This is a genomic window from Roseateles albus (assembly GCF_028595345.1).
In the GTDB taxonomy this organism is placed as follows: domain Bacteria; phylum Pseudomonadota; class Gammaproteobacteria; order Burkholderiales; family Burkholderiaceae_C; genus Paucibacter_A; species Paucibacter_A albus.
On record NZ_JAQQXT010000002.1, the window covers coordinates 263,461 to 287,471 of the forward strand.

22 protein-coding genes and 1 tRNA gene are annotated in these 24,011 nt (G+C 60.5%); 19 read left to right on the forward strand and 4 right to left on the reverse strand.

All coding sequences use genetic code 11. The features are described from left to right. The first annotated feature begins 41 nt into the window (after window positions 1-41). Together PRZ03_RS04095 and PRZ03_RS04100 are read left to right on the forward strand one after the other, a co-directional pair. Window positions 42-1,376, forward strand: a complete 1,335-nt coding sequence (locus tag PRZ03_RS04095) for an adenylosuccinate synthase (protein WP_263531934.1) — start codon at window positions 42-44, stop codon at window positions 1,374-1,376. Between the two features lie 40 nt (window positions 1,377-1,416). After that, entirely contained in the window at window positions 1,417-1,938 is a 522-nt protein-coding gene (locus PRZ03_RS04100) for a phosphoribosyltransferase (RefSeq protein WP_263531935.1), read from the forward strand. Window positions 1,939-2,163: 225 nt separating this feature from the next. Here PRZ03_RS04100 and PRZ03_RS04105 read toward each other — a convergent pair. Continuing rightward, window positions 2,164-2,248 (reverse strand) — tRNA-Leu (locus PRZ03_RS04105). Window positions 2,249-2,324: 76 nt separating this feature from the next. Here PRZ03_RS04105 and rnr point away from each other — a divergent pair. After that, complete coding sequence (gene rnr / locus PRZ03_RS04110) at window positions 2,325-4,649, forward strand: ribonuclease R (RefSeq protein ID WP_273599345.1); 2,325 nt, start codon at window positions 2,325-2,327, stop codon at window positions 4,647-4,649. On the opposite strand, the gene PRZ03_RS04115 is transcribed toward rnr, so the two are convergent. Then, window positions 4,646-6,205, reverse strand: coding sequence for an NAD(P)H-hydrate dehydratase (locus PRZ03_RS04115; protein ID WP_273599149.1), 1,560 nt, complete (start codon window positions 6,203-6,205; stop codon window positions 4,646-4,648). The genes rnr and PRZ03_RS04115 overlap by 4 nt on opposite strands. 12 nt (window positions 6,206-6,217) lie before the next feature. Then, window positions 6,218-7,531 (reverse strand): FAD-dependent oxidoreductase, encoded by a 1,314-nt coding sequence (locus tag PRZ03_RS04120; RefSeq protein ID WP_273599150.1) that lies wholly within the window; start codon window positions 7,529-7,531, stop codon window positions 6,218-6,220. Between the two features lie 474 nt (window positions 7,532-8,005). Here PRZ03_RS04120 and rpsB point away from each other — a divergent pair, with 474 nt between their 5' ends. The 16 genes from rpsB to PRZ03_RS04200 all read left to right on the forward strand — a co-directional run bounded on the left by rpsB (window position 8,006) and on the right by PRZ03_RS04200 (window position 23,059). Further along, window positions 8,006-8,752, forward strand: a complete 747-nt coding sequence (gene rpsB, locus PRZ03_RS04125) for a 30S ribosomal protein S2 (protein WP_263531938.1) — start codon at window positions 8,006-8,008, stop codon at window positions 8,750-8,752. 125 nt (window positions 8,753-8,877) lie between these two features. Next, window positions 8,878-9,774 (forward strand): translation elongation factor Ts, encoded by an 897-nt coding sequence (tsf, locus tag PRZ03_RS04130; protein WP_273599151.1) that lies wholly within the window; start codon window positions 8,878-8,880, stop codon window positions 9,772-9,774. A gap of 141 nt (window positions 9,775-9,915) precedes the next feature. Further along, window positions 9,916-10,626, forward strand: a complete 711-nt coding sequence (pyrH, locus tag PRZ03_RS04135) for a UMP kinase (protein ID WP_263531940.1) — start codon at window positions 9,916-9,918, stop codon at window positions 10,624-10,626. 59 nt (window positions 10,627-10,685) lie between these two features. Further along, complete coding sequence (frr, locus tag PRZ03_RS04140; protein ID WP_263531941.1) at window positions 10,686-11,246, forward strand: ribosome recycling factor; 561 nt, start codon at window positions 10,686-10,688, stop codon at window positions 11,244-11,246. 20 nt (window positions 11,247-11,266) lie between these two features. Further along, entirely contained in the window at window positions 11,267-12,004 is a 738-nt protein-coding gene (gene uppS, locus PRZ03_RS04145) for a polyprenyl diphosphate synthase (protein ID WP_409993924.1), read from the forward strand. 5 nt (window positions 12,005-12,009) lie between these two features. Further along, window positions 12,010-12,861 (forward strand): phosphatidate cytidylyltransferase, encoded by an 852-nt coding sequence (locus tag PRZ03_RS04150; protein ID WP_273599153.1) that lies wholly within the window; start codon window positions 12,010-12,012, stop codon window positions 12,859-12,861. After that, window positions 12,858-14,057, forward strand: coding sequence for a 1-deoxy-D-xylulose-5-phosphate reductoisomerase (locus PRZ03_RS04155; RefSeq protein WP_273599154.1), 1,200 nt, complete (start codon window positions 12,858-12,860; stop codon window positions 14,055-14,057). Before PRZ03_RS04150 ends, PRZ03_RS04155 begins: the two co-directional genes overlap by 4 nt. Beyond that, a complete protein-coding gene (gene rseP, locus PRZ03_RS04160) occupies window positions 14,054-15,418 on the forward strand; it encodes an RIP metalloprotease RseP (protein ID WP_273599155.1) in 1,365 nt (454 codons plus the stop codon). The genes PRZ03_RS04155 and rseP overlap by 4 nt, the downstream gene beginning before the upstream one ends. A gap of 40 nt (window positions 15,419-15,458) precedes the next feature. After that, window positions 15,459-17,735: an outer membrane protein assembly factor BamA gene (bamA, locus tag PRZ03_RS04165; RefSeq protein ID WP_273599156.1), complete on the forward strand. Its 2,277-nt coding sequence runs from the start codon at window positions 15,459-15,461 to the stop codon at window positions 17,733-17,735. Further along, window positions 17,735-18,241 (forward strand): OmpH/Skp family outer membrane protein, encoded by a 507-nt coding sequence (locus PRZ03_RS04170; RefSeq protein WP_263531947.1) that lies wholly within the window; start codon window positions 17,735-17,737, stop codon window positions 18,239-18,241. Before bamA ends, PRZ03_RS04170 begins: the two co-directional genes overlap by 1 nt. Window positions 18,242-18,244: 3 nt before the next feature. After that, entirely contained in the window at window positions 18,245-19,279 is a 1,035-nt protein-coding gene (lpxD, locus tag PRZ03_RS04175) for a UDP-3-O-(3-hydroxymyristoyl)glucosamine N-acyltransferase (protein WP_273599157.1), read from the forward strand. Beyond that, window positions 19,276-19,719, forward strand: coding sequence for a 3-hydroxyacyl-ACP dehydratase FabZ (gene fabZ / locus PRZ03_RS04180; protein ID WP_263531949.1), 444 nt, complete (start codon window positions 19,276-19,278; stop codon window positions 19,717-19,719). Before lpxD ends, fabZ begins: the two co-directional genes overlap by 4 nt. A gap of 20 nt (window positions 19,720-19,739) precedes the next feature. Continuing rightward, on the forward strand, window positions 19,740-20,525 hold the full coding sequence (lpxA, locus tag PRZ03_RS04185) for an acyl-ACP--UDP-N-acetylglucosamine O-acyltransferase (RefSeq protein ID WP_273599158.1): 786 nt from the start codon (window positions 19,740-19,742) through the stop codon (window positions 20,523-20,525). Between the two features lie 11 nt (window positions 20,526-20,536). Further along, window positions 20,537-21,685 (forward strand): lipid-A-disaccharide synthase, encoded by a 1,149-nt coding sequence (gene lpxB, locus PRZ03_RS04190; protein ID WP_273599159.1) that lies wholly within the window; start codon window positions 20,537-20,539, stop codon window positions 21,683-21,685. Further along, window positions 21,654-22,280, forward strand: coding sequence for a ribonuclease HII (gene rnhB / locus PRZ03_RS04195; RefSeq protein ID WP_273599160.1), 627 nt, complete (start codon window positions 21,654-21,656; stop codon window positions 22,278-22,280). The genes lpxB and rnhB overlap by 32 nt, the downstream gene beginning before the upstream one ends. Beyond that, window positions 22,277-23,059, forward strand: coding sequence for a TrmH family RNA methyltransferase (locus PRZ03_RS04200; RefSeq protein ID WP_273599161.1), 783 nt, complete (start codon window positions 22,277-22,279; stop codon window positions 23,057-23,059). Before rnhB ends, PRZ03_RS04200 begins: the two co-directional genes overlap by 4 nt. On the opposite strand, the gene ppsR is transcribed toward PRZ03_RS04200, so the two are convergent. Continuing rightward, complete coding sequence (ppsR, locus tag PRZ03_RS04205) at window positions 23,053-23,874, reverse strand: posphoenolpyruvate synthetase regulatory kinase/phosphorylase PpsR (protein ID WP_273599162.1); 822 nt, start codon at window positions 23,872-23,874, stop codon at window positions 23,053-23,055. The two genes, PRZ03_RS04200 and ppsR, sit on opposite strands and share 7 nt — an antisense overlap. Window positions 23,875-24,011: the final 137 nt, after the last annotated feature.

Here is a 24,011-nt window from a genome sequence, read left to right on the forward strand (position 1 = left end):
CACACCAGAGAATTTTATTTTTTGATCGACGGGTAATCAAAATGAATAGCGAAATTGCGCGTGGCCGAAATGTGGTCGTTGTGGGTACCCAATGGGGTGACGAAGGCAAGGGCAAGGTGGTCGACTGGATGACCGATCACGCGCAAGGCGTGGTGCGCTTTCAAGGCGGCCATAACGCCGGCCATACCCTGGTCATCAAGGGCGTCAAAACAGCGCTGCAGCTGATTCCCTCGGGCATCATGCGCGACGGCGTGGCCTGCTATATCGGCAACGGTGTGGTGGTCGATCCGACTCATCTCTTGAGCGAAATCGAGCGTCTGGAAAAAGCCGGCGTTGAAGTGCGTTCGCGCTTGTTCATCAGCGAATCCTGCCCCCTGATCTTGCCCTTCCATGTGGAAGTGGACAAAGCCCGTGAGGCTCTGCGTGAAAGCAGTGGCGCCGGCAAGATCGGCACCACCGGCAAGGGCATTGGCCCGGCCTATGAAGACAAGGTCGCTCGGCGTGCCCTGCGTGTGCAGGATCTGAAGCACCCGGAGCGTTTTGCCAAAAAACTGCGCGAGTTGCTGGCGCTGCATAACTTTGCTTTGACCGGCTATCTGAATGCCACGGCGCTGGAGTTTGAGCCCATCTTCGAGCAGGCCATGAAGATGGCCGAGATCATCAAGCCGATGATGGCCGACGTGGGCTACATGATCCACAAAGCGCATCTGGCGGGCGCCAATATCTTGTTCGAGGGTGCGCAGGGCACGTTGCTGGACATTGATCATGGCACTTACCCTTATGTCACTTCCAGCAATTGCGTGGCGGGCAATGCGGCCGCTGGCGCGGGCGTAGGCCCACAGATGCTGCATTACATGCTGGGCATCACCAAGGCTTACACCACCCGCGTGGGTTCAGGCCCCTTCCCAACCGAGTTGGACTGGGAGGTGCCAGGCACCGTCGGTTACCACTTGGCTACCGTGGGTCAAGAGCGTGGCACGGTCACTGGCCGGGCGCGCCGCTGCGGTTGGTTCGATGCCGCTGCGCTGAAGCGCTCGGTCATCATCAATGGCATCACCGGCCTGTGCATCACCAAGCTTGATGTGCTGGACGGTTTGGCCGAGATCAAGATGTGTGTGGGTTACGAAATCGACGGCCGTCAAGTCGACATCCTGCCTTTGGACGGGGACGAAATTGCGGCTTGCAAGCCTATTTTTGAAACCTTCCCAGGTTGGACCGAGGTGACTTTCGGCGTCACGCAGTGGGACGCGCTGCCGCAAAACGCACGCAACTACCTGCAGCGCATCAAGGAAGTCATCGGCGCGCCGATAGACATGGTCTCTACCGGCCCGGATCGTGAGCACACGATTTTGTTGCGTCATCCCTACCAAGCTTGAAGCGCTTGCTGACTAACACATCAAACTGGAGTTGCCCCCTATGTTGACCGATGACGGCAAGCATCTGTACGTGTCCTGGGACGAGTACCACATGTTGACGGAGCGCTTGGCGCTGAAGATTCATGCTTCTGGCTGGGAGTTTGATCAGATTCTGTGCCTGGCGCGCGGCGGCATGCGGCCTGGCGACGTCTTGTCGCGTGTGTTCGACAAGCCGCTGGGCATCATGTCAACCAGTTCATACCGTGCCGAGGCCGGCACCATCCAAGGTCGCTTGGACATGGCCAAGTACATCACCATGCCCAAGGGCGATTTGGCCGGGCGGGTGTTGCTGGTCGATGATCTGGCCGATTCCGGCGTGACCTTGAAAGCCGTGGTGGAGCGGCTGCGCGGCATGCCGTCTATCAGCGAGCTGCGCTCGGCTGTGATTTGGACTAAGGGTGTGTCGAGCTACACGCCGGACTATTTTGTCGAGATGCTAGACACCAGTCCGTGGATTCATCAGCCGTTTGAGGAATACGACGATATGCGGCCGGATGCGCTGGCCAAGAAGTTCGTCGTTTAAGTCAGCGACTCGCCTCACTCAGTTTATGCAAGCAACAAGCCGACCCGGTGCAATCGAGTCGGCTTGTTTTTTGAGCGCGCTGAACATGGTGGGCGCGCAAGGGACCTTGGTCACCGCAAGCGTCATTGCTCCCTTGAAAAGCATGGCAAACTGCAGGCGCAATGAAAAATGGCTGCATGTCATTCAACATGCAGCCATCTTCTTAAACGTATTCTTTATAAATCTTGGTGCCCAGGAGAGGACTCGAACCTCCACGGAGTTACCCGCTAGTACCTGAAACTAGTGCGTCTACCAATTCCGCCACCTGGGCATCTCAGGAAAGCAAGGATTCTATCATCAAAAATATCAAGAGCGCAAGTGTGGCCCCGCAAGACGGTGCCGGGCTGCTGAGTGAAGTTGAGGGCGTGGTGCAAGGGCATCGCGATGGCCATGGTTTCCTAATGCCGGATGTCGGCGTGCAGGATATCTATTTGTCGGTCCAGGAAATGCGGGCCGTCATGCATGGCGACAGGCTGCGCGTGCGGATTGTTCGCACCGACAAACGCGGCCGCCCTGAGGGCCGCGTGTTGGAGATTTTGGAGCGCAAGAAGCGCCCCATCATTGGCCGCTTGCTCTTGGAGTCGGGTATCTGGCTGGTGGCGCCTGAAGACAAGCGCATGGGCCAAGACATCTTGATCCCCAAGGGTGGGCTGGCCAACGCAACGGCGGGGCAGGTGGTTGCGGTGGAGTTGACCGAGCCGCCTTCCCTTTACTCCAAGCCGGTCGGGCGCATCGTTGAAGTCCTGGGTGAGATCGATGACTCTGGCATGGAGATCGAGATCGCGGTGCGCAAGTACGAAGTGCCGCATCGATTCAGTGCCGAAACTTTGGCGCAGGCGGGCAAGTTGCCGGAAAAATTGCGGGCGGTCGATCTAAAGCATCGGATCGACTTGCGGGATGTGGCGCTGGTGACGATAGATGGCGAAGACGCCCGCGATTTCGACGATGCGGTTTACTGCGAGCCCCATAAGCAGGGTCGCGGCAAGACTGCGTTCAGCGGCTGGCGCTTGCTGGTGGCCATCGCCGACGTCAGCCACTACGTGAAGCCGGGCGACCCTTTGGACGGCGATGCCTATGAGCGCGCAACTTCCGTCTACTTTCCACGCCGGGTCATCCCGATGCTGCCGGAGAAGCTTTCCAACGGCCTGTGCTCCTTGAATCCGAATGAGGATAGGTTGTCCATGGTCTGCGATATGTTGGTTACAGAGGCCGGCGAGGTGCAGGCCTATCAGTTTTACCCGGCAGTGATCCGCTCGCATGCCCGCTTCACTTACAACGAGGTGGCGGCGGTGCTGGGTAATACCCATGGTCCCGAGGCGGCCAAGCGACGCGAGTTGGTGCCGCATCTGCTGCACCTGCATGAGGTCTACCGCGCGCTATTGGCCGAGCGGGGCCGACGTGGCGCGATCGACTTTGATACGGTCGAAACGCAAATCGTCTGCGATGACAACGGCCGCATCGAGAAGATCATTCCGCGCACCCGTAACGACGCGCACAAGCTGATCGAAGAGGCGATGCTGGCGGCCAATGTCTGTGCGGCGGACTTCATTGCGCACTCCAAGCATGGTTCTTTGTTTCGCGTCCATGAAGGGCCTACGCCGGAGAAGCGCGTTGCTTTGCAAGCCTATCTGCGCGCCTTGGGGCTGGGCCTGTCGATCAGCGACAACCCCAAGCCGAGCGAGTACCAGGCCATTGCTGCGGCGACCAAGGACCGGGTCGATTCGACCCAGATCCACGCCATGCTTTTGCGTTCGATGCAGCAGGCGATGTACACCTCGGCCAATGCGGGCCATTTTGGCCTCTCATACCTGGCCTACACCCACTTCACCAGTCCGATTCGGCGTTATCCCGATTTGCTGGTGCACCGTGTCATCAAGGCCATCTTGGCCGACAAGCGTTACCACCTTGATGCAGGCAAGATGGACGTGCCGATGGCGACCAAACGCCCCGGCCGCGCGGCACCCATCGACCCCGCCAAGGCGAGCACCGAGACCGAACGCTGGGAGGTGGTGGGTGCGCATTGCAGCGCCAACGAGCGGCGTGCCGACGAGGCTTCGCGCGACGTCGAGGCCTGGCTCAAATGCCGCTATATGCGCGAGCATTTGGGCGAGGAGTTTGCCGGCACCGTCAGTGCCGTCACCAGTTTTGGTCTGTTCGTGCAACTCGACGCGCTCTATGTCGAAGGCCTGATTCACATCACCGAATTGGGTGGCGAGTACTTCCGCTTTGATGAGGTGCGCCAAGAGTTGCGCGGAGAGCGCAGTGGCATGCGCTATGCCACCGGCGCGCGGGTGCAGGTGCAGGTTAGCCGAGTTGACTTGGATGCTCGCAAGATCGACTTCCGTTTGGTAACTGACAAGGAAGAGGCCAAGTTGCTCGCGCGGGCGATGCGCGATAAGGCCGGTCAGGCTGTGAGCGAGCGCCAGCCGAGTGACTCGGTCGAGGCCTTGGAGCAGGTGCGCCGCACCGACCGCGAAGTCAAGAGCGGCGCCAAGAACGCACGTCAGAGCAGGCAGGCGCGCAGTGGTGGCTCGGCCATCGCGCATCCCGTCAAGGCTGCGCGTCAGGAAGCTCGCGGCGCGTCGTCGTCGACCAAGCAGCCCAAACAAGCACGGCAAGCCAAGTCGGCTGCCGGCGGTGCGGCCGAGCCGCGTACGCGCAAGCGTCGCTAGATTGTTGGCGCCGGGCGGTGGAGGGCATGCATGCGCTCCACCAAGTCGGCCGCCCGCATCGGGCCGGCTGTTTGTGCTTCGGCTGCGGCGCCATGCCAATAGCAGGCCAAGCAGGCCAAGTCGAAGGGGTCAGCATCGTTTTGCTGGGCCCACAGTCCGCCTAGCCAGCCTGCCAATACATCGCCGCTGCCGGCGGTAGCGAGCGCGGCATTTCCGCTTGAGTTGATGGCCAGGCGCTGCTGCGGGCCGGCAATGATGCTGCCCGATCCTTTCAAGATGACTTGGCAGCTGAACTCATCGGCCAGTGCTTGCGCTGCGCTGAGTCGGTCGGCTTGCACGGCAGCGGCACTGCTGCCTAAGAGGCGAGCGGCCTCCAATGGATGCGGCGTCAAAATCGTAGCTAGGCACGAGGCTTGGCGTTTTTTGAGCAAGGCGCGCAAAGAGACTTGCGCCGCAACCGCGTTCAGTCCATCCGCGTCCAGCACCAAGCGCCGTGCTTGCGTGAGCAGGGCGGCTAAGAATGCACCAATCTCCTGGCCGCCACCGCAGCCGCCGACGATCACCTTTTGCAGCCAATCGGCATTTGCCGCATCTGTGGCCGTGATATGGGTTGAATCAAAGCGCATCAACTCGGGCCGCTGGGGGTCGACGTCATCGGCCTGAGTGCCCAGCATGCAGACGTAGACCCGGCCGGCTCCAGCGGCCAAGGCGGCGCGCGCGGCCAAGCGCGCGGCCCCACGCATGCCTGCAGCGCCACCCACCACCAAGACGTCGCCTTGGCTGCCTTTGTGCGCGCCATGTCGGGGTGAATTCTGAACTTGCCAATTCGTCAAGCAATCAGCGCCCAGCAGCAGGGCATCTGCAGGCCGGGGAGTTGCTGGCCTGTCAGCGGAATTGTTCAGATCATCGAGCCAAATCTGCCCGCAAAGCGTGCGGCCCTGAGCGGTAAACATGCCAGGCTTGAGTGCCAGCAAGGCCAGCGTGTGTTGGGCTTGTACGGCCAAACCTCCTTGCACCGAGCCGCTGTCTGATTGCAAGCCGCTGGGCAGGTCTAGCGCCAGCACCGATGCACGCAAAGCATTGAGCGCGTTGAGTGACTTGAAGGCGGCGGCCATTTCTGGGTTCGGTGCGCGGTCTGGGTTCAGGCCGAGGCCGAGCAGGGCATCCAGAGCCATTCGCACTCCGGCAGGTGCTAGCACGCTGTTGTTGATAGGCACCCCGGCTTGCCTAGCGGCAGCCAAGGCGGCTGCCGCGTCGGCCGGTGCTGCTGAGCTGGCGGCGAGCAGGCTGACCTGCACCTTCAAACCATGGCGGTGTAGCAGCCGCGCTGCAACCAGTCCGTCACCGCCGTTATTGCCCGGGCCGCAGACAATCCAGATCGGCCCGCTGCCTGCAGGGGCCAGCGCCAGCGTCAATCGCGCAGCGGCCAAGCCGGCCCGCTCCATCAGGCTGCTGGCCGGACCGGCGGCCGCTAACGCGGCGGCTTCTATGCTGCGGCTGCTGGCGGCGCCGTACAAGGGCCAGCTCTTGGGGGTGGGGAGGAGTTTGATGAGCACGCTGCGAGCTTGTCAGCTGAAGCGTGAGATGTCCAGTCCCACAGTATCCGGTGTCTCGCTGCTTGCTTTGCGCCCTGAAATTTGCTCGACCAAGACCTTGGCGGCGCCACAAGCTAAAGGCCAGCCCAGCAAAGATGGAGAGCCTTGCGCCAGATTCAACCAGACGCCTTCGCGGCCGCTCGCGCCGAGCAAGGGCAGGCCGTCGGCCGCAAGGGCTTGTGAGCCCTGCCAGCGCTGCACCTGTGTGCTGAGCATCGCGCCCGGAAACCAATCGTCCAAAGTCCGGTGCATCTGTGCAAGCCTTGCATCATCGAAACGCTCATCAGCCTGTCCTGGCTGGATGCCTCCAGCCAGCCGGATCCGCTGTCCGATGCGGCTGATGGAGACTTGCTCGCGCAGATCAAGTAGTCCGGCCTTGGGGCCGAGATCCGGGAAGGCCTCGAGTTGGCGCAGTGGTGCGGTGATCGAATAGCCGTGTACGGTGGTCAGCGCTGCTTTGAGCTTCAGTGCGCGCAGCAGGCTTGCCGCGCCTGCTCCTGCGCAAATGACGACGGCATCAAAGCTGTCCTCCATGCGACCCAGGGCTGCTGGCTTGGTATCTCCGCCGTCTGCGCTATCTCCGGCCTCACTCAAACGCGAGGGTTCGGCCAAGCTGTCGGGCGGTGTGTACTCGTGAATCAAGGTGGCCGGCGTGCCGGGCTTCAGCTTGCGCACCGTGGTGTGGAAGCGAAACTGCACACCCAGGCGCTGCGCAGCCAGGCGGATCAGATGGCTGAACTGACGGCAGTTGCCTGCTTCGCCCTGACTCAGATAAACGCCGCCGTGCAGGCGAGTTGCTTGGTTCAGCCCAGGCTCGACGCTCAGGCATTGCTCGGCGGACAGTGCTTGTGCGCTCACACCAGCGTGCTCAAGCAAGGCCAGGCTGGCGAGAACAGCCTGTTGCTCGCGCTCGCCGCGCAAGAGTACCAGCACGCCTTCGGCGCGTTCGTAATCCATTTGAAGCTTGCGCTGCAACTCCTGTAGCCTGGCGTGGCTGTAAAGGCTCAAATGAAGCAGGCGTTCGTGTCGCTCGGCCAACTCTTTGCTGCGCCCGGCGCGCCAACGGCGCCAGCCCCAGGCCAAGTTGCCGACGCGTGCAAGGTCGGCCAAGGAAGTGCGTCCCCAAGCGAGGCTCAGGCCAGGGGCGGTCAGGCCGGCGTTGGCAAAACTGCCCTCGGCGGCGACGCTGCCGCGACGCTCAAACACGGTGACTTGGTGGCCGTCTGCTGCGCATTCGTAGGCGGTGGTGACGCCGGCAATGCCGGCGCCGATGATGGCAATGCGCATCTCAATAGTCTCTGCTCAAGGCGTTTCAAACATGCTGGGCCAGTCCTATGCGGCTTTATGTCATCGCATACGCCTGGGTTCAAGGTCGTTTTGCGGTGCCATACGGCGCTATTCGGCTTTACGCGGCGCTATTCGGCGCTCAGGCGGCTGCTGGCATTGGGTTTTGGCAAAAGGTGATCAGTGTAGTGCCCTGCCGGCTATTGCCGAGTCGACAGCTCGTTCGGCTTGCTGCGCGTGCCGTCTCGAGCCCTAGCCTAGATCGTGTATACTCCTTGGGTTTTGCTGGGCAAGATGGGCTTCACGGCTCAAAAAGCAGGCGAATCACTTGTAAGTCAATCGCAAACCGGCCACACAGAGGTGTTGCTGCTGTATTTGAGCTCTTTGCTTGTCGCTGGTTTAGGCGGCGGTGAATGAGCGTCACGCTGCAGAGCAATTCGGGCCGGATTTAAGACACAACCTTCGGAGTTAAAAAATATGTCCGTAACAATGCGCGAAATGCTGGAAGCCGGCGTTCACTTTGGTCACCAAACTCGTTTTTGGCACCCCAAGATGGCCCCGTACATCTACGGCCACCGCAACAAGATTCACATCATCAACCTCGAGAAGACGCTGCCTGCGTTCGAAGAGGCGATGACCTTCATCCGCAATCTGTCCTCCAAGGGCGGCCGCGTGATGATGATCGGCACCAAGCGTCAAGCGCGTGAAGTGATCGCTCTGGAAGCTCAGCGTTGCGGCATGCCTTATGTCGACCAGCGTTGGTTGGGTGGCATGATGACCAACTTCAAGACCGTCAAGGTTTCCTTGAAGGCGCTGAAGGACATGCAAGCTCAAGTTGATGCCGGCACACAGCCAGCCATCAAGAAAGAAGCCTTGATGTTCCAACGCGATCTGGCCAAGCTGGAAAAGAACATTGGCGGCATCTCCGACATGGGCGGCCTGCCTGACGCCATCTTCGTGATCGACGTGGGTTTCCACAAGATCGCCGTGGCTGAAGCCAAGAAGCTGGGCATCCCGGTCATCGGCGTGGTTGACACCAACCACTCACCAATCGGCATCGACTACGTGATCCCAGGTAACGATGACTCGGCCAAGGCCGTGGCTTTGTATGCCCGCGCCGTGGCTGACGCCGTGTTGGAGGGTCGTGCAAACGCCGGCAACACCGTCGTGCAAGCCGCCGCTCCTGCAGGCGACGAGTTCGTGGAAGTCAGCGAAGGCGCTTAAGCTTCTTTCGCTCAAACAAGGAGGGGGCTGATTCAGTCCCCTTTTTTTCAAAGCATAGCTTTCGGGCTTGTCAGCGTGCCGGTCTAGGCCTCACTCGCAAGCCCCTTGAATACGGAGATATGAAAATGGCTGCAATTACCGCAAGCATGGTGGCAGAACTGCGTGCCCGCACCGATGCCCCAATGATGGAATGCAAAAAGGCGCTGGTCGAAGCCGAGGGCGATTTGGTCCGTGGTGAAGAGATCCTGCGCGTCAAGTTGGGCAACAAGGCCGGCAAGGCTTCTTCGCGCGTGACCGCCGAAGGCGTTGTGTCCGCTGCCGTGGTGGGTTCGACCGGCGCATTGCTGGAAGTTAACTGCGAAACCGACTTCGTGACCAAGAATGATGCATTCCTGGCCTTGGTCAACGCCTGTGCCGTGTTGGCTGCCGAGCATGGCGTCAGTGAGGTCGCTGAGCTGGCTGCATTGCCGCTGTCGCAAGAAGGCTTTGGCCCAACGGTTGAAGACGTGCGTCGCGGCCTGATCGGCAAGATCGGCGAGAACATGACCCTGCGCCGCGTCAAGCTGAGCACCGCTGGCAACAAGGTAGCTTCTTACTTGCACGGCACCCGCATCGGCGTGCTGGTCGAGTATGACGGCGACGAAGTGGCCGCCAAGGACGTCGCCATGCATGTGGCTGCGATGAAGCCTGCCGCGCTGTCTTCCGCTGATGTGTCGGCCGAACTGGTCGAGAAAGAGCGCAAGATTGCTGCCGAGAAGGCCGCTGAATCCGGCAAGCCGGCTGACATCGTCGCCAAGATGGTCGAAGGTTCCGTGCAGAAGTTCTTGAAGGAAGTCTCCTTGCTGGACCAAGTGTTCGTCAAGGCGGCCGACGGCAAGCAGACCGTGGCAGCGATGCTGAAGGAAAAAGCCACCACGATCAAGAGCTTCACGCTCTACGTGGTGGGCGAAGGCATCGAGAAGAAGGTCGATGACTTTGCTGCCGAAGTAGCCGCGCAAGTGGCTGCCGCCAAGGGGCAATAAGCTCCGACGCAAGACAAAGGGCGCCACTGGCGCCCTTTACACTTGTGCCTCGGTGCTAGCGGCTCACAAGGTTTGAGCATCAAGGCACAAGCAAGAAAATAGCAGTACCCAGCAACAAACCACCATCAAGAGGTCAAGACCATGCCCGCGTACAAACGCATTTTGCTCAAGCTTTCCGGCGAAGCCCTGATGGGCGATGACGCTTTCGGTATCAATCGCGCCACCATCGTGCGCATGGTGCAAGAAATTCGCGAAGTCACGCAAACCGGCGTTGAGGTCGCGGTAGTGATCGGTGGCGGCAATATTTTCCGCGGTGTGGCGGGTGGTTCGGTCGGGATGGATCGCGCCACGGCCGACTATATGGGCATGCTGGCTACGGTGATGAATTCGCTCGCTCTGGCTGACACCATGCGCCAAGAAGGCATCGTCGCGCGCGTCATGTCGGCGATCGGCATCGAACAGGTGGTCGAGCCCTATGTGCGCCCCAAGGCTTTGCAGTATCTGGAAGAAGGCAAGGTCGTTGTGTTCGCAGCGGGCACCGGCAACCCCTTCTTCACGACCGATACGGCTGCAGCCTTGCGCGGCGCCGAGATCGGCGCCGAGATCGTGTTGAAGGCAACCAAGGTAGACGGTGTCTACACCGCTGATCCCAAGAAGGATCCGTCGGCAACGCGTTATTCGCGTATTTCCTTCGATGACGCGATCAGCAAGAATCTGCAGGTTCTGGACGCCACCGCTTTTGCGCTATGCCGTGACCAGAAGCTGCCGATCCGGGTCTTCAGCATCCTCAAGCCGGGTGCCTTGAAGCGGGTGGTATTAGGTGAAGATGAAGGCACGCTGGTCCACGTTTAATGTTGGGCCTGCGTTAATTACGAAGTGACGGGTGAATCAGGACATCAAGGTCGAGAATCATGAGCATTGCAGACATCAAGCAAAACGCTGAAGCAAAGATGGCAAAGTCCATCGAGGCCCTCAAGGGTGAGTTGCACAAAATCCGTACCGGGCGCGCGCATCCGGGCATTCTTGATCAGGTCAGTGTTGACTATTACGGCTCGCCGGTGCCTATCACTCAGGTTGCCAATGTGACCTTGCTGGATTCGCGCACGATCAGCGTGCAGCCTTGGGAAAAAGGCATGGGCGCCAAGATCGAGAAAGCGATTCGCGAGTCCGATCTGGGTCTGAATCCGGCCTCCCAGGGTGATCTGATCCGTGTGCCGATGCCTGCGCTGAACGAAGAGCGCCGCCGCGACCTGACCAAGATCGTTCGCAATGCCGGCGAAGACGCCAAGATTGCAGTGCGCAATCTGCGCCGCGACGCCAATGAGCAGGCCAAGAAGCTGACCAAAGAAAAGCTGATCAGCGAAGACGACGAGCGTCGCAGCCTCGATGACGCACAAAAGCTGACCGACCGCACGATTGCCGAAATTGATCGCCTGATCGCCGGCAAAGAAGCCGAAATTTTGGCCGTTTGAGTGGCGTCAGTTCAGTGACTATTGATTCAAGCGGCATCAACAAGCCGGCGGGGCCGCGCCATATCGCCATCGTGATGGATGGCAATGGCCGCTGGGCGAAGAAGCGGTTTTTGCCGCGCTTCTTTGGGCACAAGGCCGGTGTCGACAGCTTGGTCAAGATAGTGCAGTCCTGCATCGACCGCGATGTCGAGTACCTGACGGTGTTCGCCTTCTCCAGCGAGAACTGGAAGCGACCCAGCGATGAGGTCTCCGGCCTGATGGGTCTGGTGTTGGCTGCGGTGTCACGTTATCTGGCCAAGATGGGTCAGATGGGCGTGCGCATTCGCATCGTCGGTGACCGCGACGCCGTCTCGCCTAAGCTGCGCAATGCCTGGAACGAGGCCGAGTCGGCGACCGCGCACAACACCAAGTTGACGATGTCGGTGGCCTTCAATTACGGCGGCCGCTGGGACATCGTGCAGGCCTGCAAGGCTGCCATCACGGCCGGCGTGCCGGCGGCAGAGTTGACCGAGGCGCGGCTGTCGGAGTTCATGGCGATGAGCTATGCGCCTGACCCCGATCTCTTTATCCGCACCGGCGGTGAGGTGCGCATCAGCAACTTCATGCTCTGGCAAGTGGCTTATACCGAGTTTGTATTCTCCGACTGCCTCTGGCCCGAATTTGGCGAGAAGCAACTGGATGCTGCGATCGCGGCCTTCCGTGACCGTGATCGGCGCTTCGGCGGCGTCAAAGAGGCGCCGGCTGTGGCCGCTGTTTAAACCCCATGCTGAAGACTCGAATCATCACGGCGCTGGTCTTGTTGGCGGTGCTGCTGCCGGCCTTGTTCGCGCCGCAGGCGCTGCCCTTTGCATTGTTGACGCTGTTGATGATTGGCGCGGCCGGCTGGGAATGGGCGCGTCTGAATGGCCTGGGCGGCGCGCCGGCCGTCAGCTTTGGCTTGGCGGTGTCCGCGGCCGCTTGGACTACTTATTTGGCGCTGGGTATGCAAGCCGCTCCGGCCTGGGCCTGGTGCTTGGCAAGCTTGGTGTGGGTCTTGGGCAGTGCCTATGCTTTGCGCGGCGGGCCTAGTCAATGGCCGCATGCGCCCAAACTGCTGCGCTTGGTCTTGGGCGCCTTGGTCTTAGTTGCTGCCTGGGCTGCGATGGTGCAGGCCAAGGCCACAGGCATCAACTTTTTACTGTCCATTTTTTGCCTAGTATGGATGGCGGATATCGCAGCCTACTTTGGCGGCCGCGCCTTTGGCAAACGTAAATTGGCGCCGACCATCAGCCCGGGCAAGAGCTGGGAAGGCGTGTGGTCTGGCATGCTGGGGGTGATCCTGCTCGCTTTTGTGTGGGCTTTTTATATCGATACCCATGTGGCGGTGGACTCACCAAGCCTGTATCAATTGCTACTCAGGGGGCAGTCATTGCCGCTTGGTCTGCTGGCCTCGGTGTTTTTGAGTGCGATGAGTGTGGTGGGCGATTTGTTCGAGTCTTTGTTGAAACGGGCCGTTGGCGCCAAAGACAGCAGTCAGCTGCTGCCGGGCCACGGTGGTGTTTTGGATCGCATTGACGCGCTGTTGCCGGTGTTTCCGGTCGCCTTGGCTGTGAGTTCTTTGAGTATGTTGGCATGAGTAGTGACGCCCGTCTTCAGCGCATTACGGTGCTGGGTTCAACTGGCTCCATCGGCGTCAATACGCTGGATGTGTTGTCTCGCCATCCCGAGCGTTACGAGGTTTTTGCGCTCAGCGCGATGAGCCGTGTCGACGCCTTGCTGGCGCAATGCCTGCAGTGGCGACCCCGCTTTGCGGTGATGCCTGACCGCGCCCTGGCGCAAGAATTACGGCTCAAACTGCGCGAGCAGGGCAGCAAGACCGAGGTGCTGGACGGGGCTGAGGGCCTGTCTGAAATCGCCGCGCACCCCGATGTGGATATGGTCATGGGCGCCATCGTCGGCGCAGCCGGGTTGGCTCCATGCTTGGCGGCGGCGCGTGCGGGCAAACGCCTGTTGCTGGCCAACAAGGAAGCCATCGTGGTCGGCGGGGCGCTGTTCATGCAGGCTGTCGACCAGGGTGGGGGGACGCTGCTGCCCATTGACAGCGAGCATTCGGCGATCTTTCAATGCCTGCCCGAGGATCGCAAGACCTGGGCCCAGCGCATCGATCACATTGTGTTGACGGCGTCCGGCGGGCCGTTCCGTCAACGTGATCCGGCGACGCTTGCCGAGGTTACGCCCGAGCAAGCTTGTGCGCACCCGAATTGGGTGATGGGCGCCAAGATATCGGTCGATTCGGCCACGATGATGAACAAGGCCTTGGAGGTGATTGAGGCGCGTTGGTTGTTCGGGCTGGCGCCGGAACAAATCAAGGTCATCATCCATCCGCAAAGCATCATCCATTCGATGGTGGTCTGCCGCGATAAATCGGTGTTGGCGCAGCTCGGAACACCCGATATGCGGGTGCCAATCGCCTATGGCTTGTCCTTCCCCGAGCGCATCGAGGCGGGGGCCAGCCGGCTGGATCTGCTCAGCGGACCCTCTTTGAGTTTTGAAGAAGCTGACGAGCGGCGGTTTCCGGGCTTGTACCTGTCTTGGCAAGCCCTGCGCGGCCCTGAAGGCGCGACAGCGGTCTTGAACGCGGCCAACGAGGTGGCTGTCGAGGCCTTCTTGAGCCGGCGGCTGCGCTTTGACCAGATTCACCAGATCAACTGCGCCAGCCTTGAGGCCGTGCGGCCCGAAGCGGGTGAATGTGCCGATGTGGCTGGTCTGCTGGGGCTGGACGCGCGTACGCGCCGGCATGCGCAAGGCTTGATTGCAGGCCTGTCTGCATGAGCACCTTGCTGGCTTTTCTGCTGACCTTGGGCGTGCTGGTTGTCGTGCATGAGTACGGCCATTACCGCGTCGCCCGCGCCTGCGGCGTCAAAGTACTGCGCTTCTCGGTCGGCTTTGGCAAGGTGCTTTGGCGCCGCCAAAGCGGCCCCGATGCCACCGAATTCACGCTCTGTGCCTTGCCCTTGGGCGGCTATGTGCGCATGCTGGATGAGCGCGAAGGGCCGGTTGATCCTGCGCTGCGCTCGCAAGCGTTCAACAACCGGCCGCTGGGGCAACGCGTGGCGGTGGTGGCGGCCGGGCCTTTGGCTAACTTGTTATTGGCTGTGCTGCTGTTTGCCGGCGCGATGTGGGTGGGCACCAGCGAGCCCAAGGCCTTGTTAGGCACGCCTCCTAGCGATTCGGTGGCGGCCCGTGCTGGCCTGCGGGCCGGCGACTGGGTACGCGCGACTTCCCATGATGGCCAAGAGTGGCGCGATCTGGCGTCGTATACCGAGTTGATGACGACCCTGTTGGAGGCTGTGTCTACTGGCGAGATGGTCCATCTGGATGTGTCCGATGCCGGCGGTCATGGGCGGCGCAGCTTGGCTCTCGACACCAGTCGCTTGAATGCTGCCAGCATGGATGCGGCCAGCTTGCGCAAGCTGGGCTTGTCGCCGCTGAGTGAGGCTGTCCTGGGCAAGGTCAGCCCGGGCGGCGCGGCTGCGCAGGCCGGTTTGCTTGAAGGGGATGTGGTCCGCCAAGTGGACGGCTTGCCGGTCAGTGATGCGGCTGCTTTGCGCGAGCTGATTCGGCGCTCGGTGCAAGCCGATGGGCCGGTGAAGTCGCAATGGTTGATCGAACGCGGTGGCCAGCGGCTAGAGATTGAGGTAAGTCCGCGCGCGGTCAGCGATGCTGGGCAAATTATCGGGCGAATCGAAGCAATGGTCGGTGCGGCGCCGCAGATGGTCAAGGTTAGCCGTGGCTTTTTTGAGGGGCTGAATCTGGGTGTCCAACGCACTTGGAGCGTCTCCTGGATGACCTTGAAGGTGTTCGGCCGCATGTTGGTAGGCGAGGCCTCGCTGAAAAATTTGAGTGGGCCGTTGACGATTGCCGACTATGCGGGTCAGTCGGCTCGTTCGGGGCTGGCGCAGTACCTCGGATTTTTGGCGCTGGTCAGTGTTAGCCTTGGCGTCTTGAACTTGCTGCCGCTGCCCATGCTCGATGGCGGACACCTGATGTATTATCTTTTCGAGGGTTTAAGCGGCCGCCCGGTCTCGGAGTGGTGGCAAACGCAACTGCAACGCGCAGGGGCGTTGATCCTGATGCTGATGATGGCCCTAGCCCTTTCTAACGACGTGGTCCGCTTGACGGGCCTGCATTGACTCTATCTGCATGTCCTCATCTCTAAGAACGGGCGCTCGTATGCGCCCCTCCATCCTGACCTTGGCCTTGTTGGCCACACTGCAGTCAGGCGTCGCCTGGGCGGTGGATCCTTTTGTTCTCAAGGACATCCGCGTTGAAGGTTTGAAGCGGACCGATCCCGGAACCGTCTTTGCTTCTCTGCCCTTCCGCATTGGCGACAGCTATAGCGAGGACAAGGGCGCGGCAGCATTGCGAGCACTGTTCGCCACGGGGCTGTTCAAGGACGTACGTATCAACATCGACGGCGACGCCGTGGTGGTGATGATCGAAGAGCGCCCCATCATCGCCAACGTTAGCTTCGCGGGCCTGAAGGAGTTTGATACCGAGGCGCTGACCAAGTCGCTGAAGGAAGTCGGCATCGGCGAAGGCAAGCCCTTCGACAAGGCCTTGGCGGATCGCGCCGAGCAGGAGTTGAAGCGCCAATACCTGACGCGCAGCTTGTACGGCGCCGAGGTGACGACCACCATCACGCCACTCGAGCGCAATCGCGTCAACGTCAGCTTTACCGTGAATGAGGGTGAGCCGGCCAAGATTGGGGTGGTTCGAATTCAAGGCAGTTCGGTGTTCTCGGAGAGCACCTTGGTGGGCCTGCTGGAGCAAACCAGCAGCGGCTGGTTGACTTGGTACACCAAGACCGACCGCTATTCGCGGGCCAAGCTCAATGCCGATCTGGAGACGCTGCGCTCCTATTACCTGAATCGTGGCTACCTCGAATTTGCGGTGACCTCGACGCAGGTCACGATCTCGCCTGACAAGCAAAGTATCGATATTGCCATCACCGTCAGTGAAGGCCAGCAGTACACGGTGACCGGGGTCAAGCTTGAGGGTGAGTTCCTGGGTCGTGAAGAGGACTTCAAACGCCTGATCTTCTTCAAGCCCGGCCAACCCTATCAAGGCGAAGCCGTGGCGCAGACGACGCGGGCTTTTCAGGATTTGTACGGCACCTTCGGCTACGCCTTTGCGCGGGTCGATTCGCGCCCCGAGATCGACCGGGCGACCGGCCAAGTGGTCGTGACCTTGGCAGCCGAGCCACAGCGCCGCGTCTATGTGCGCAATGTCATCATCGCCGGCAACACGCGAACCCGTGACGAAGTGATTCGGCGTGAGTTCCGTCAGCTCGAATCGGCTTGGTACGACGGCCAAAAGATTAAGGCCTCGCGCGACCGCGTCGAGCGTTTGGGTTACTTCAAAGAGGTCACGATTGATACCTCGGAAGTGCCGGGCGCGCAAGATCAGGTTGATGTGCTGCTGACCGTGGTGGAGCGCCCGACCGGCAATATCCAGGTTGGCGCGGGATACTCCAGCCAGCAAAAGCTGTCCTTCACCGGCTCGATCAGGCAAGACAACGTTTTTGGTTCCGGGCATTACCTGGGCATCGAGGTCGCGACCGCTTCGACCGGGCGTAACTTGGTGCTCAGTACCGTCAATCCTTACTTCACGGTCGACGGCGTGTCGCGTGCCCTGGATGTTTTCTACCGGACTCAAAAGCCCTATAACTCGCTGGGTGAGCCTTACGAGTTGGTCACGGTGGGTTCGTCGATTCGCTTCGGTGTGCCGTTCTCCGAGTTGGACACGGTGTTCTTTGGCTTCGGCTATGAGCGCACCAAGATGACCACCAACTCGGGCCTGCCCAATAGCTATCTGCTCTATGGGCGCCAGTTTGGTCGTGACAGCGTGGCCTTCCCGTTCACGATCGGCTGGCAGCGCGATAACCGCGACAGCATCATCTCGCCCACCGTTGGTAAGTATTCGCGCATCAATTTGGAGTTGAGCCCCATGGGCGATGCGCGTTATGCGCGTGCCAATTTGCAGTATCAGCAATACATCCCGGTCACCAACAAGATCACCTTGGGGTTGAACAGCGAATTGGGCTGGGGTCAGGGCTTGGGCAGCCGGCCATTCCCGATTTTCAAGAACTTCTATGCTGGCGGCTTGGGCTCGGTGCGGGTGTTTGAGGCCGGCTCCTTGGGACCGGTTGACGTGACAGGTACGCGTACCGGCGGCAATCGCCGTGCCAACGTCAACGCAGAACTGTATTTGCCCGTTCCAGGTACGGGTAACGATAAAACATTCCGGCTCTACACTTTTGTGGATGCCGGCAATGTGTGGGGCTCGTTCGAACAACTCAGATTTGATGACATCCGTTCATCGGCCGGTATCGGTTTGAGTTGGGTCTCGCCTATGGGTCCATTGCGCTTGAGCTATGGCAAGGCGATGAGTAAGCAACGCACGGATAGAATTGAGCCATTCCAATTCCAGATCGGGAACGCATTCTGATGAAGAGCAAACTGTTGAAGTCGGTGGCCTTGGCCGCCATGATGTCTGTGTCGGCCTTCTGCGTGGCACAGGAAATAAAGATTGGCTATGTCAACAGCGAGCGCGTGCTGCGCGAAGCCAATCTGGCCAAGACGGCTCAACTCAAGCTGGAAGCCGAATTCGGCAAGCGCGAGAAAGAGCTCAAGGATCAGGAAACCAAGCTGCGCGGCGCCGCCGAAAAGCTTGAAAAAGATGCCCCGACCCTGGCCGAAGCGGAGCGCAATCGTCGCCAGCGCGATCTGGTTGAAGTTGACCGTGACCTGCAGCGCAAGCGCCGAGAGTGGCAAGAAGACTTGACACAGCGCAAGAACGAAGAACTGGGCGCCGTGGTCGAACGCGCTAACCGCGTCATCAAGCAGATATTTGATGCCGAAAAATACGACATCATTTTGCAGGATGCGCTGAACGTCAGCGCCCGTGTCGATATCACCAAGAAAGTGATCGATACGCTGAACGCTCAGAAGTAGTCGGTGGCCGCAGCAGTCACGCTGGCCGAAGTGATCGCCGCCTTGGGCGGCGATCTTCATGGTGAGGCCAGTACCCGCATTGAGCGCATCGGTACGCTGCAAGGCGCCGATGCGTCCAGCATCAGTTTCTTGGCCAATCCGCGCTATCAAACGCAGCTGGCGAGTACGGCAGCGGCCTGCGTGATCGTGGCGCCGGCTTTGGCCGAAGCCGCCTCAGCGCGAGGTGCTGTCATCGTCACCTCCGACCCTTATCTGTATTTCGCCCGCCTCACGCAGTGGTGGGCGCGACGCGTGCGCGTGCGAGCAGTGCCCCGCATCCACCCGAGCGCGGTGGTCGCCACCAGTGCCCGCTTGGGTGAGGGTGTCGACGTTGCTGCCTTGGCGGTCATTGAAGACGACGTGCAAATCGGCGATGGCGCCATCATTGGTGCCCAATGCGTGATTGAGCGCGGCGCGGTGATCGGCGCCGCTACACGCCTGGCAGCGCATGTCACCGTCGGTTTCGATTGCAAGATTGGCGAGCGCTGCATCTTGCATGCGGGTGTGGTGATCGGTGCCGATGGTTTTGGCTTTGCACCTAATGCGGGCCGCTGGGAAAAGATCGAGCAACTCGGTGCGGTTCGGATCGGCAATGATGTGGAAATTGGTGCTAACACCTGTATTGATCGGGGTGCGCTCGATGACACCGTCTTGGCCGATGGCGTCAAGCTCGACAATCTGATTCAGATAGCGCACAACGTGCGCATCGGTGAGCACACGGCGATTGCCGGGTGTACAGCGATTGCCGGCAGCACCACGATAGGCGCGCATTGCACCATCGCCGGCGCGGCCAATATCGTCGGCCATCTTGAGATTGGCGACCATGTGCATGTGTCGGCGGCGACCTTGATCAGTCGCAGCATCCAGAAGCCGGGCTTGTACAGCGGGGTGTTCCCGTTCGACGACAATGCCAGTTGGGAAAAGAACGCAGCCACGCTGCGTAATTTGTATTCATTGCGTCAGCGCGTACTCGCGCTAGAGAAGAAGAATTCATCATGATGGACATCCACGAAATCCTCAAGAGATTGCCCCACCGCTACCCGCTGCTGCTGGTTGATCGGGTGCTGGAGATCGAGAAGGGTAAGCGCATTCGGGCGCTCAAGAACGTCAGCATCAATGAGCCTTATTTCGTTGGCCATTTCCCGCATCGTCCGGTAATGCCTGGCGTGTTGATGTTAGAGGCGATGGCGCAGGCCGCGACGCTGTTGGCGTTGGCCAGCACCGACATCGTGCTCGATGATTCCACGGTGGTCTACTTTGCCGGCATTGATAACGCCCGTTTCAAGCGGCCTGTGGAGCCCGGTGATCAGCTCTTTTTGGATGTGACGCTGGATCGTGCCAAAGCGGGTATCTTCAAGTTCTCGGGCCAGGTCTTGGTCGGAGATCAACTGGCCGCCGAGGCGCAGCTGATTTGCACGATGCGCCGGATTGCTGAGTAATTTGCCGATTGGACTTGAGCATGAGCCTGATTCACCCGACCGCCCTGATCGACCCTGCCGCTCAACTGGACAGTTCGGTCAAGGTTGGCGCGTATACGGTGATCGGGCCGGATGTGCGCATCGCTGCGGGCAGCACCATCGGTCCGCACTGTGTGATCGAAGGGCATACCACGATCGGGCGGGACAACACGATATTCCAGTTCAACTCGATTGGCGCCGCACCGCAAGACATGAAGTACGCGGGAGAGCCGACCCGTTTGGTGATCGGCGACCGCAACACCATTCGTGAGTACTGCACTTTCAATACTGGAACGGTGCAAGACAAAGGCGTGACCCAACTTGGCGATGACAACTGGATCATGGCCTATGTGCACCTCGCTCATGATGTGCTGCTTGGCCATCACAATGTGTTGGCCAATGGTGTGACCCTGGCTGGCCATGTGGAAATTGGGGATTGGGTGACCGTCGGAGGCTTGACGGGGATGCTGCAGCGCATGCGCGTCGGCTCCCACGCCATGATCGGCTTCCAGGCCCATGTGGCCCAGGACGTGCCGCCCTTCATGACTGCTGATGGCAACCCCTTGACCGCGCGCGCGGTCAACGTGGTGGGGCTGCGCCGGCGTGATTTTTCTGCCGAGCGCATCGCCTTGATCAAGCAGATGCACAAGCTGCTGTACCGCTCCTCGTTGACACTGGAGCAGGCGGTGGCAGCCATTGCTGATTTGAAATCACAGCAAACCGAAGTTGCGGATATCGAGCTGATGTTGAACTTCCTCGCTGCCGCGTCACGCGGCATCGTGCGCTGAACCGATCACACATGAAGGACAACGCGCCTCGTTTCGGCATGGTGGCCGGCGAGGCTTCCGGTGATTTGCTGGCCGGTTTGCTGCTGGCGGGTCTGCGCGCGCGTTGGCCCGAGTTGACCGCACAAGGCATAGGCGGGCCACGTATGGCGGCGCAGGGCTTCGAGCCCTGGTGGCCGCTCGACAAGTTGTCGGTGTTTGGCTATGTGGACGCGCTCTGGAATCTGCGGGAATTGTTGAGCATACGCAAGCAACTGGGCGACCGCTTGCTGAGAGCCAAGCCTGATGTGTTCATCGGTATAGACGCGCCGGACTTCAACTTTGGCCTGGAGCAGCGCCTGCGCGAAGGCGGCACCAAGACGGTCCACTTTGTCTGCCCGTCGATCTGGGCCTGGCGGGCCGAGCGGGTCGAGAAGATCAAGCGTTCGGCCGATCATGTGTTGTGCTTGTTCCCCTTCGAGCCCGAGTTGCTGAATCGGCATGGCATTGCCGCGAGCTATGTTGGCCATCCGTTGGCCGACGCCATTCCGCTGACGCCGCCCAAGGCTGAGGCGAGGGCGGCGTTGGCGTTCGGCGAGCAGGCGTTGGTGGTGGCCTTGTTGCCGGGGAGTCGGCGCAGCGAGATCGCCTATATCGCCGAGCCGCTGCTGAAGGCGGCCGTCTTGATGCAGCAGGCCCGGCCTGAATTGCGCTTTGTGATGCCGGTGGCCCCGGGCCTGCGAGAGCTGATCGCGCCGCTGGTGGCCACGCACGCACCGGCGCTTGACTTGGCGCTGCTGGACGGGCGCTCGCATGAGGCCTTGGCCGCCTGCGATGTCTGCCTGGTCGCCAGCGGCACGGCCACACTTGAGGCGGCCTTGTTCAAGCGGCCCATGGTGATTGCCTACCGCATGCACGCACTCAACTGGTGGCGCATGAAAGGTCGCAATTACCAGCCCTGGATTGGCCTGCCGAATGTGCTGGCACGCGAATTCTTGGTGCCGGAATTGATTCAGGATGCTTGCACGCCGCAGGCCCTGGCCCGCGAAGGTTTGGCTTGGCTGGATGACCCTGCGCGCTATGCGCGGGTGCAAGCCTGCTTTGAAGAACAACATAGAACGCTGCGCTGCAATACGGCGCTAAAGGCCAGCGATGCGATCGCACAAGTCATCGATGGCCTTTGAACAGTTGGGCTTGGACTGGAATGGTCAGGGCTTGATGGCCGGCGTTGATGAGGCCGGGCGCGGCCCGCTGGCCGGGCCGGTGGTGGCTGCCGCCGTGATGCTCAATGATGCCGAGCCGGTGCTGGGCCTGGCCGACTCCAAGGTCCTGACCGAGAAGCGGCGTGAGCGCTTGTTCGACGAGATTCGCGCCAAGGCGCTGTGCTTTTGCATCGCCGAGGCCAGCGTTGAAGAGATCGACCGCTTGAATATTTTGCAGGCCACGATGCTGGCGATGCGCCGCGCCGTTGAAGGCCTGCGGCTGAAGCCGTCCATGGTTCTGGTTGACGGCAACCGTCTGCCTATCCTGAAGATCGCGGCCGAGGCCATTGTCAAGGGCGATGCCAAAGTACCGGCGATTTCGGCGGCCTCTATTTTGGCCAAAGTGACTCGCGACCGCCAATGCCTGCAGATGGCCGAGGCTTACCCCGACTATGGCTTTGCCAAGCACAAGGGCTATCCGACCGCCGAACATCTGGCGGCTCTGCAAGCGCACGGCGTGACGCCTTGGCATCGGCGCAGCTTTGGCCCGGTTCGCTCGGTGTTGGAGTCCAAATGAGTCAAGTACTACACATCACCTCACGAGATAACCCCGTTTTGCAGCGACTGCGCAAGCTCAGCCAAGACGGCGGCGCTTATCGCAAGCTCGGGTCCATCTGGTTGGAGGGCGATCACTTGGTGCGCGCCTGCCTGCAGCGCAAGTACCCGGTTGGCCTGGCGGTGCTGACCGAGGCCGCTGCGGCCGATCCGGTCCTGCGCCTCTTGGGGGATGCGGCGCCACGGCAGTTGATTGTGCCGACCGACTTGTTCAAGTCGATCAGCGGATTGGAGTCGCCAGCACAGATCGGTTTTGAAGTCCCCTATGACCCTGAGCAAGTCTTGACCCCCGGTGTGGACACGGTGGTGCTCGATCGTCTGCAAGACGCCGGCAATGTCGGCACGATTTTGCGCAATGCGGCTGCGATGGGCTTTCATCAGGTACTGGCGATCAAGGGTACTGCAGCGCTGTGGTCGCCCAAGGTTTTGCGCGCCGGCATGGGCGCGCATTTCGGCCTGCGTTTGATTGAAGGGCTGGCGCCGGCGGATCTTGACGCCCTGCAAGTCAACCTGGTGGCCACCAGTTCATACGCGGAGCAGCAACTCCATCAGCTCGTGCTGCCTCGCCCTTGTGCGTGGGTGATGGGCCATGAGGGCCAAGGCGTGCAGCCCGACTTGATGCAGCGCTGTGCATTGACCGTGGGGATTCCTCAGCCCGGCGGTGAGGAGTCGCTCAATGTGGGCAGCGCGGCGGCGATTTGTTTGTACGAATCGGCCCGCCAGCGTCTTGTGAGTCAATAAATCAGGCGATCCGGTCGCAAGTCTCGCAAAATCGTCGTGGCGATTTCTTCGATCGATTTGTGGGTGGACGATAGCCAGGCAATCCCATCTCGCTTCATCATTGTTTCGGCCTCGTTGACCTCGTAGCGGCAGTTCATCAAGTCCGCGTACTTGGAGCCCGGCCGGCGTTCATTGCGAATCTGACACAGGCGCTCCGGGTCTATCGTCAAGCCAAAGCACTTGCGTTTGTAGGGCGCCAAGGAGGCCGGCAATTTGCCGCGCTCAAAGTCCTCCGGGATCAATGGATAGTTGGCCGCCTTGATGCCATGCTGCAGGGCGAGGTAGAGCGAGGTGGGGGTCTTGCCGCTGCGCGATACCCCGACCAGGATGACGTCGGCAATGTCCAGATTCTTCGAGGACTGCCCGTCATCATGGGCGAGCGAGTAGTTGATGGCTTCGATGCGATCGTGATATTCCTGGCTGCGCGCCACATCGGAGAAGCGGCCAACGCGGTGGTTGGACTTGACCTCGAATTCTTCTTCGAGCGGCTCGATAAAGGTGCCGAACATGTCGAGCACCCGGCCCAGACAATGGTCACGGACGATCTTCAGCACATCCCGGTCGACCAAGGTAGCGAACACGATCGCGCGTTTTCCTTCGCGCTCGCCGGTCTCATTGATCTCGCGCACGACGGCATAGGCCTTCTCGGCAGTATCCACAAAGGGGCGGCGAACATGGCGGGGCTTGTTCGGAAACTGGGCCAGGATCGAGTTACCGAAGGTTTCAGCGGTGATCCCGGTGCCGTCCGAGACAAAATACACGGTGCGATGGGGCATGGTGGTGTAGCTCTAGAGTGTTTGTGAATCATACGAGCATGTAACCCGTAGAATCCCCTGCAATTAGCCGCCAGCAGCCAACAGCGATGTGCAGTTTTCCTAGACTCAAGCCCGAGGTAGAGCAAGAATCCAGAATT